Source organism: Lysinibacillus sp. LK3, from assembly GCF_001043675.1.
GTDB classification, from domain to species: Bacteria; Bacillota; Bacilli; order Bacillales_A; family Planococcaceae; genus Lysinibacillus; species Lysinibacillus capsici.
The window spans coordinates 1-9,598 of the sequence record NZ_LDUJ01000056.1; the positions used below are offsets into that span (position 1 = coordinate 1).

At 27.9% G+C, this 9,598-nt stretch carries 2 protein-coding genes; both read left to right on the forward strand.

Annotation, left to right across the window (positions count from 1 at the left end):
* Nucleotides 1–42: 42 nt before the first annotated feature.
* Nucleotides 43–4,194: a hypothetical protein gene (locus VK91_RS22195; RefSeq protein WP_156181914.1), complete on the forward strand. Its 4,152-nt coding sequence runs from the start codon at nucleotides 43–45 to the stop codon at nucleotides 4,192–4,194.
* A gap of 1,820 nt (nucleotides 4,195–6,014) precedes the next feature.
* Nucleotides 6,015–8,846: a TrlF family AAA-like ATPase gene (locus VK91_RS22205; protein WP_048395953.1), complete on the forward strand. Its 2,832-nt coding sequence runs from the start codon at nucleotides 6,015–6,017 to the stop codon at nucleotides 8,844–8,846.
* The last annotated feature ends 752 nt before the right edge of the window (nucleotides 8,847–9,598 follow it).

Sequence of the window (9,598 nt, forward strand, 5' to 3'; positions counted from 1 at the left end):
AATTCGAGTGAAAGTACAGAATATTTTTATAAGCACCAAATCATGACTTCAAGTGTTAAATTTCAAAGTTTTTACAATAACTTATGTGATTCTATGGATTTAGATGTTAGTAATAGTTGTGATATTGAAAAATCCCTAAACTATCTGAGGAAAATATTGTTTCATCAGATTCCAGACACATATTTAAAAGAAATTATTCTCCAAAAGATTTCTTACTTATTCTCTGGTGATGAGAAAACTATATATGCTCAATTTATAGGTTGGATAATAGATGGAGATATTTTAGGTAGGAGGATAAACATAGGTTTAATTCATAAATTTTCTAATGAGAATAATCTACAATTTAAAAACCTTTCACTTGATAGCAGAATAGGTCCAAGAATAGTTGAATTGAATAGAGAGTATAAAAGTATTTTTACACCATTAAATAATTTATTCTTTGAAAGAGAGAGTTTTAAACAATGTTATAGATTGATAGATGATAATGATTCTTTGATTATCCATGGTAAAGCTGGGGTGGGTAAAAGTGGAACCACAGAAGCGATAATACAATACTGCGAATTAAAAGCTATTTCTTATTTGGCAATTAAATTAGACAAACGTGTACCTAGTAACAACGCTAAATTATGGGGAGAAGAATTAGGATTTCCAGATTCAATCGCACATTGTTTACATAGTCTATCAAAAAATGATAAAGCTGTATTAATACTAGATCAGTTAGATGCATTAAGGTGGACCCAGGCACACTCAAAGGGGGCATTACTAGTATGCTCAGAAATAATAGAACAAGTCACATATTTAAATAGGGAAAGAACGAATAAAATATCTGTTGTTATGGTATGTAGAACCCTTGATTTAGAAAGTGATAACAATATTCGAGGTTTATTCAAAGAGGATAATCAATCATCATTAATTAAATGGCATAAAGTAAAAATTGGTGAGTTGGAAAGACAAGAAGTAGAGAATATTATTGGTGAAAGATATCATACCTTAACTTCTAAACTCCAAAGTCTACTGAAAATCCCTAGTAACTTATTTATTTGGGGACAGTTAGATAACAAAAAAACTTATGATGAATGTTTAACAACTAATCATTTAATTGAACAATGGTGGGGACAATTGTTAGATGGATATTCTAAATTAGGACTTTCACAGAAGGAATTAAATAATTTCAAACAAGATTTAGTTAATAAGTTTTCAGAACTTGAAAGAATATATGTACCTAAAATTCTATTTAACGGTAATAAGAATGAATTAGATTTCTTAACATCAAGTGAATTTATAAATATATCAGGTAATAAAATTTCATTTGCACACCAATCTATATTAGATTATTTATTATCTGAAAAAATGCTTCATAGATATTTCGAAAGAATTCCAATGAGTGAGATTTTGGGAAGTAAAGAGTTGCAAACACCTGCTAAAAGATATCAACTTCAAATGTTAATGCAATCACTATTAGAAACTGACAGTGCAGATTTTATAAATGTAGGAACACAGTTATTAAAAGATAAAGAAATCAGATTTTTTAATAAATATGTGTTTTTGGAAATAATGAGAGATATAGAAGTTTTAGATTTAAATATACAAAGGTTTATTTTGTCATATTGTGAAGATAGTGAATGGAAGGACCATCTATTAAATAATGTTATCTATTCAAAAGTTCAATTTTATAAGCTGCTTTTAAATAACGGTGTTATACAAAAATGGTTAGAGGATAGAGAAAATAAAGATTATGCAATTCATCTAATTGCTAGTGTTAGTCCTCAATATGACTCTGAGGATATTGACTTAATTAAACAATATATTTTTGTTTCAGAAGAATATGCTAGAAAATTTGCTGCTTGTTTTCCTTATGATTTGTCTAAGGACGTAGATGAAATGTTTGAGTTGAGATTAAAACTTTACGAGACCTTTCCAGATTTAAATCACTATTATATGGATTTTAAATCAGATATAAAAAAACATGAGTATAGAACAATAAAATATTTAGCATTTTTATTAGAGAATAAATTAAGAAATAATCTCCATATGTTCAAAAAGTTTGAAGAGGAAATTTTTTTAGAAGATAATGAATTCTTAATCATAAATGGTGAAGAGGTTTTAAGGGAGTTAATCAAGTATATTCCTAAAGAATTAGGTCCAATTTATGAATTTAGTGAGTGGTCGGCTAAGCATAATAAAACCAGTATAGAAAGAATTATTATAAACATTCTAGAGAAGGCTAACAAATCTATAATAAAGACTAATCCCAAAAAGTCGCTTCAAATAATTAATGAATTAAGTGTTACTTCTAATGACGTTGTTAATGAATTAATTTTAGATGCGCTATTTAATTTTAATGAAGATTTTAGTGATTATGTTATTGATTTTATATGTAAAAATTTTGAAAATCGAATTTTTATTCGGACTGCTGGGGACGGAGATGTACTTTCACTAGTAAAAAAAATTATACAAAAACATTCGATGAACTGTAATAATTCATTATTTACTAATCTAGAAGATTCGATTATTAGTTATGTACCGAAAAATGCAAAGGATTATTTAAAGAGCAGAATTGAATATAACAAAGAAAATAAAGGAGAAAGAGCTTATTGGAGTTTTTGGGGAGATTTACAATTAGAACTACTCTCTGTATTGCCTAAAAATAGGATAACTAAGCAAGCTGAAGACTTATTAAAGGTTTTAGAAAGAAGATTTAATGGCCAGAATACCAAGTATAAGTATAATTTAGGACATGGAGGATTTGTTTCCTCTCCTGTTAGTGGAAAGTTACTTTCATCTCGAAATTGGTTGGGGATTATAACGAAAAGTAAAGATGAATTTAATACAAAAGAACGTTGGAAAGAAGTATCAGGCGGATTCGTTGAAAGTTCAATTCGTCAATTTGCTAGTAGTTTTGCTGAAGCTGTTAGAAAAAGCCCGTTAGAAATGATTGATATAGTTTTAAATAACAAGGAAATTGTAAATGAGCAGTTTATAGATGCATTGTATAATGGTTTAGCTAACTGTGATATAACTGAAATATCTATTTGTTTATTAGAGGACCTGTTTAAAGAATTCCCGAGTAATTATAATTCTTATAGAGCGCAAAATATTTGTAGAATTTTAGAGAAATCAGAAAATGTTGGTTGGTCTGATGAAACGCTAAAAATGCTAATGGAAATTGCCGTCAATCATAGTAATCCTAGTTTAGAAAAGCCAGTTATTACAACTACTGAAGATAAAGAAATGCGAAGCTTTGATTTACTTTATAGCAATTCTATTAATTGTGTGAGGGGGTGTGCAGCAAGAGCCATCGAACATTTGTTATGGGGAGATAAATCATACTATAGTTTATTTAAAACAACAATAAATCAACTTACCATAGATCCAAATCCAGAAGTGAAATTAGCATCTATTTTTACATTACGCCCAGTAATTAATATAGAAAAGGAATGGGCTTTAAATAAAATATTAGAATTGTATAAGGAAGATTATAGATTTGCAGGCCATTACAATTTAAGGGATATTTTCTTCTACTCCTACGATCAAAATCGTGAAGCTGTTTTAGAGACGATATTAAAATGTTTTTACTCAGATGATAAAGACTTAATAAAAGTTGGAGCATATACTCTTGCTGAAATGAATTTAAAATATGGTGAGTTTGAAGACATAGTAGCAGACATAAATATATTTAGTCAGAATCAAGCGGAGTCTTTTTTAGAAATGATTGTTATTTATTTTAATAAAAATGAATATAATGAATGTTGTAAACAAATTCTTATAGCATTTAGAGAGCTAGATTACAATTTCGAAATTGCTTTTTCAAAATTATTTTATGACAATCTAATAAGATTAGATAGAGACTACGAGTTTTTAACTAAAATAATGCAATCTAAAGTGAGTAGAAGATTACTTTATTCTTTTGTTCGATACTTAGAAGAGGAGAATAAGTCGTTAATTGAATATCATGAAATAATAGTTGTTTTGAGTAATCACTTGATTGATAATTTTACAATTTCTGATTCGGAAAATTGGGGGCTTGACGAAGCACTTTCAAAACTTATAGTTGGTTTATATGATGAGACTTATAAAAGCGAAGATGATTCATTAAAGTTGATTGCTAATGAAAGTTTGAATCTGTGGGATAAAATGTTTGAGATGAGAATTGGATCAATAAGATTTTTAAGTAATGAAATAATGGCTAGGTAAAAGGCGAAAAGAAGGTGGATATCAATTTATAGAAGAGCGCAATCTGCGCTGTACTTTAAAACACATAGAACACATAAAGAAAAATCAACTTGCATATGGTATTGAATTAAGCGAGGATTAATATCTTAATGAACTATTGAATATTGCTACTAAAAGATATGGAACTTCATGTAGATGTATTAATATTTTTTACGAGAACGACCCAATTATGGATAGTTTCATTCTATGAAATAGGAAGGAATAAGAATCAACTACTATCTTTTTCTGCTAATGAAGAAGCAACAGCGCTTGATAAAAAAGATGAAAAGGAAAAATCTATTGAAAAATGGGTTGCTATCGACAAAATTCTAAATCCATATTTTTAACCAAATAAAGAAAGTCTTATCTCCGCTTCTAAAGTAAAGATCAATGGCAAAGTGTTTACTTCGCACAGAATAAATAGGTAAAGGTTATCGGGCTAATCCCAAACGTCATTGAAAAAGTGATTTACGGGATTGCCCAAGAGATGAAAGCAAAACAATTAAAACCAGCAGCAGTTGATTATGTTGATACTGCTACTGGTTTTTTTAATATTATAAATAAAAAATAAATTGATTTCGAAAAGAGTGTCTGGACATTCTTGTCCAAAAAGCAGGGAATTACATTTTGTCAGTAGAATACAGTAGATCTTATGGGTAGTTGGGGCATTCAAGCCCTCATTCACTTAAAACAATTTTAGTTTACATAATATAAATATCTTGATCACAACCTTCTTATTATCGAAAGCTTTCTTTCAAAATGGGATTATTCGTTTAAATAATGCTAATTATCGTTTAATGTAGATATGTCCAATATTCATATAAATTCCTAAACCATTTTTCCCCTTAATAATTGATAATGAAATGGCTCGGAGCCATCTGTAAGACTAAATTGCATTCAATCAAAATATTGGTGAAAAAGGATAACGATTGTGTATCCAGATGCACCGAAATATGTATCCTATGCAATTTTTAAGTTAGTGATCATTTGTTTTGAAAAACAAGTTAAATTTTAACTCCATGTCATCTATAAAACACAGAAGGCTTTTATTATACGCTGTGAGAGCCATCGAGATGGGCAATCGTACGTGTTATTGAATCTCGATGGTTCTCACAGCGTTATTTTTATTGTGAAAATTAGTGAATTAAATTAAAAGTAATTGTGAGAATCGTCCATGAACATATGGGGAGTTGACGTATTAAAGCCCTCCTCCAATTTTCCATAATTATTTTTATCTATTGTTAACGGAGATTTCCTATGAATCCATTCATACAAAGAAGCATCAAATAGATTAATTCCTTTAATACTGATGGATTGAAGTAATACCATCAAAACTGGTGAATAGAAGGTCGATAAGGATAAAAGCTGTTGATTAAGAAGGAACTCAAGTATGGACAGTATAGAAAGGAAAGTGATCATTGAACTTAATTATTATTTTCATTTTTAAAAGAAGTAAAAGCGAATGGCTAAATACTAAATAAAGCATTGACATAAAATAATCTTAATTTCGTATATCGATAATAAAACTAATTGTGTATGCTTTATTTAAAATAATCATTATTTTTTCTTAAAATTGTTTATTTTACGAGTAAATATTCGAATATAAATCTAGAAAAATAATTTGCCGTAAGCCGGAACAAATCTTAGATAAGAAAATTAAGATAAAATTCAACTTAAAAGTTTAATTATTTTGTACATATACTACTAAATAGATTTTGATTGAATTTACTTATTTTATAATTTTTACCTAGTATTATGTTATTATAGTTATGAATAAATATTATTTATTAAGAGGTGGATTTATGCAATTAGATACAGGTTCATATTGGCGAAAATGGGATTTACATATTCATACTCGTTCTTCTTACGATTATCAAATAAGTAATGATATGTATTCTGATGAATTACTAGTTCAGAAATGGGTTGAATTAGAATTCGCTGCTGTTGCTATCACAGATCACTTTATAATTGATAAAGAACGAATCGAAAAAATACAAACACTTTGTAAACCATATGGTATTACAGTTTTCCCAGGAGTAGAACTTAGAACTCACCAAGGAGCTAATAATATACATATAATCGGAATTTTCCCGGAAGACTCAAATATCGAAGATTTATGTGGGGTTTTTGAATATGACTTTATGAAAAAGGCGCATAATAGAGAATCTACTGAAACAATATATTGGAATACTGATGATATAAAAGAGTTTATTAAAACTAATAATGGTATCATCACTGTCCATGCAGGAAATAAGGCCAGTGGTATTGATAAGACCATGAACAATGATGAGTTTTATAGAGGAATTAAAAAAGAATACGCTACATTTATAGATGTATTTGAGGTTAATAATGAAAATAGTTATAAAAAATATAAATCAACTGTTATTGAATTCTTAAAAAAAGAGTTTAGCAAAAGCTATCCAGTAATTATTAGCTCTGATAATCATAATTATTCAAATTATGAGTTGTCATCATATCTTTGGATAAAAGCTGACCCTACTTTCAAAGGTCTTAAACAAGCTCTTTTGCACCCTGAAGAACGCATCTTTGTTGGTAACAAACCTCCTAAATTAATTTCATTGGAAAGTAATCCAAAAGTTATAATTAAATCAATAGAAATAAATAAAAAAAGTTCATCATCCAGTATTCCTGATTGGTTTAATCAAAAGATCCCTTTAAATCCTTCTTTAGTTGCAATAATAGGTAACAAAGGTAGTGGAAAAAGTGCAATGACAGATATTATTGGTACTTTAACAAATTCAATTCAAAATGAGAATCTATCATTTTTAACAAGAGATAGGTTTAATAAATCTCCACATCAATATGGAAAAGATTTTGAAGCAAAATTAAAATGGCATGATGGAAAAGAAGAGCATGTAGAAAGCCTATTATTGGAAAATCATTCTTATAGTAGTCATTTATCTAATGCCCAATATCTTCCACAAACATATATTGAGAAAACATGTAGTGATTTAGAAAACAAATTCTTCCAAAATGAAATTAATAAAGTTATATTCTCTTATATACCAACGGAGGAAAGATTAGGTTCGCAATCTTTCGAAGAGTTTATTTCTAAAAAAACCAAGCCAATTCAGTTAGATATAGATAATTTAATTTCCGAATTAAAAGAAATTAATGGAAAGATAATAAATTTAGAACAGCAGAAATGCAAGACCCACTATCAAGAAGTTGTAGATAAATTAGCTCAAAAAACTTCTGAACACGAAAGACATCTAAATTTAAAACCTTCTGAAATTCTAAAACCAACAGATCAAGATAGTTTAATACATGATATTGAAATCGAAGGATTAAGAAATCAATTAACACAAATAAAAGAAGAAATCGAAAAACATAGAGTAAAGTTGACAAAGAAATCTGTTTACCATCAAAATTTGCTTAATATTCAAAGTAAAATTAAGAAAATAGCACAAGATATTTTTCAAATTAATCAAGAAGCAACTGAATTACTAAAAATAGATGATAAAAATGGATTAATTGAATATAGTATTCCAAATGAATTCTATATAGAAAGAATTTTAACTACAGTAGAAGAGATGAATTTAACTAGTGACTACATAACAGAGTTACAAGAAAAGTATCAAGAAATAAACGATAAAATCGAAATTTTAACAGAAACAACCTCATTAAAAAACAAACAATATCAAGAATACTTAAATCAATTAAATAATTGGGAAAAGAATCTTAAGATTATAGTAGGTAATGATGATATTATTGACTCTTTAAACTATCTAAAAAAAGAACAAATGTATCTTGACTTATATATTGATAAAGAATACGAATTATTATTAAACACAAGAAGAGATATTTTAAAATCAATATTCAGTAAAAAGGAAAAAATATCAATTTTATATGACGAAATTTATAAACCAATTGATCAGCAATTATTATTATTATTAGGTGATATAAAAAACGATATAAAATTCCAAACAAAATTTGTTCCTGATTCTAAAGCCTTACTATTATCTCTCCAGTGCATTAATAAGAGACCACAAAGCCTTTTCCAAGGTGTTACAGAATCAGAAAAAGCTTTATTAACAATAATTGAAGATACTGAGTGGAATGATTTTGAAAATATATATAGTTCCTTAATAAAAGTAATAAAGTGTGGGCACGAACACGATTTTGATAAACTAGAAAAAGTAATTAATGATAAAGAAAGTTTTTATCAAAGTGTATTGAGTATGCAATATTTAAATACCGATTTCCAATTAACGTATCAGGATAATAATTTATCAGAATTATCACCAGGTGAAAGAGGTCTTGTTTTATTAACATTTTATTTAGCATTAAGTAAAGATAATGTCCCAATTATTATAGATCAGCCTGAAGATAACTTGGATAATCAATCTGTCTATAGTAAACTTGTTCCTTGTATCTTAAAAGCTAAACAAAATAGACAAGTGATAATAGTAACACATAACCCAAACATTGCAATTGCTTGTGATACGGAACAAATTATTGTTGCTAGCATGGATAAAACTTCAAAAGAAATTAGATACACTTCAGGCAGTATTGAAAATACAAAAATAAATTCAAAAATAGTTGAAATTCTTGAAGGAACAAGACCTGCGTTTACATTAAGAGAATCAAAATATCTAAGTACTACTAAGTAACACTCTATATTTTGGAACAGTTAACAATATCATTGTTATTCTGTTCCATTTTCATTTAGTCTTTAAACAATATTACAATATTTAAAATGCTAATTAGCAACATAAAGCATCTTTAATCATCTTTAAACAAAAAAAATATCCTCGAGAAACAGTATTTGGAATGAAGGGGTTGCGTGATATATATAGTTAGAGGCTTGTTTAAAATAATTCTGACAGAGGATAATAATGTATTTTCGTTATAGAATTACTATTTCCTCATCGGATGGATACATCTTCAATTAAATAAAACACCGAATATTATATATCTGAAAGTTGAAAACCTATTAAAAAATTCATCCTATATTATTCTATTTAAAAATCAGCTAATTCATTTTACTTTTTCGAAAATGGAATACGCAATATTTTCGAATCTAAGTATTTTTTTAGTCATACCATTAGCGCAAGTATATATGAATATTTAGCAATTGTAAGAGAACTAACGTTTGAAACGCAAGATAAATATAGAAATATTTAGTATAATTACAAATACATTCAATTGTATTTGTTTTAAAATGTAATACGGAATACACATAAAGAAAGGATATATAACGATGTCAAAAGAAAAGGAACGTAGTTCAATCCCTTCCTGGTTGGAAACACCAACAAAAACTTTAATTAATCCACCGGTTGATACAAGAATCCAGGAACTTCCTTTTGGAGAATTAGAGTGGGAGGACTTCGAGAGACTCTGCTTACGTTTAGTAAGAATAGAA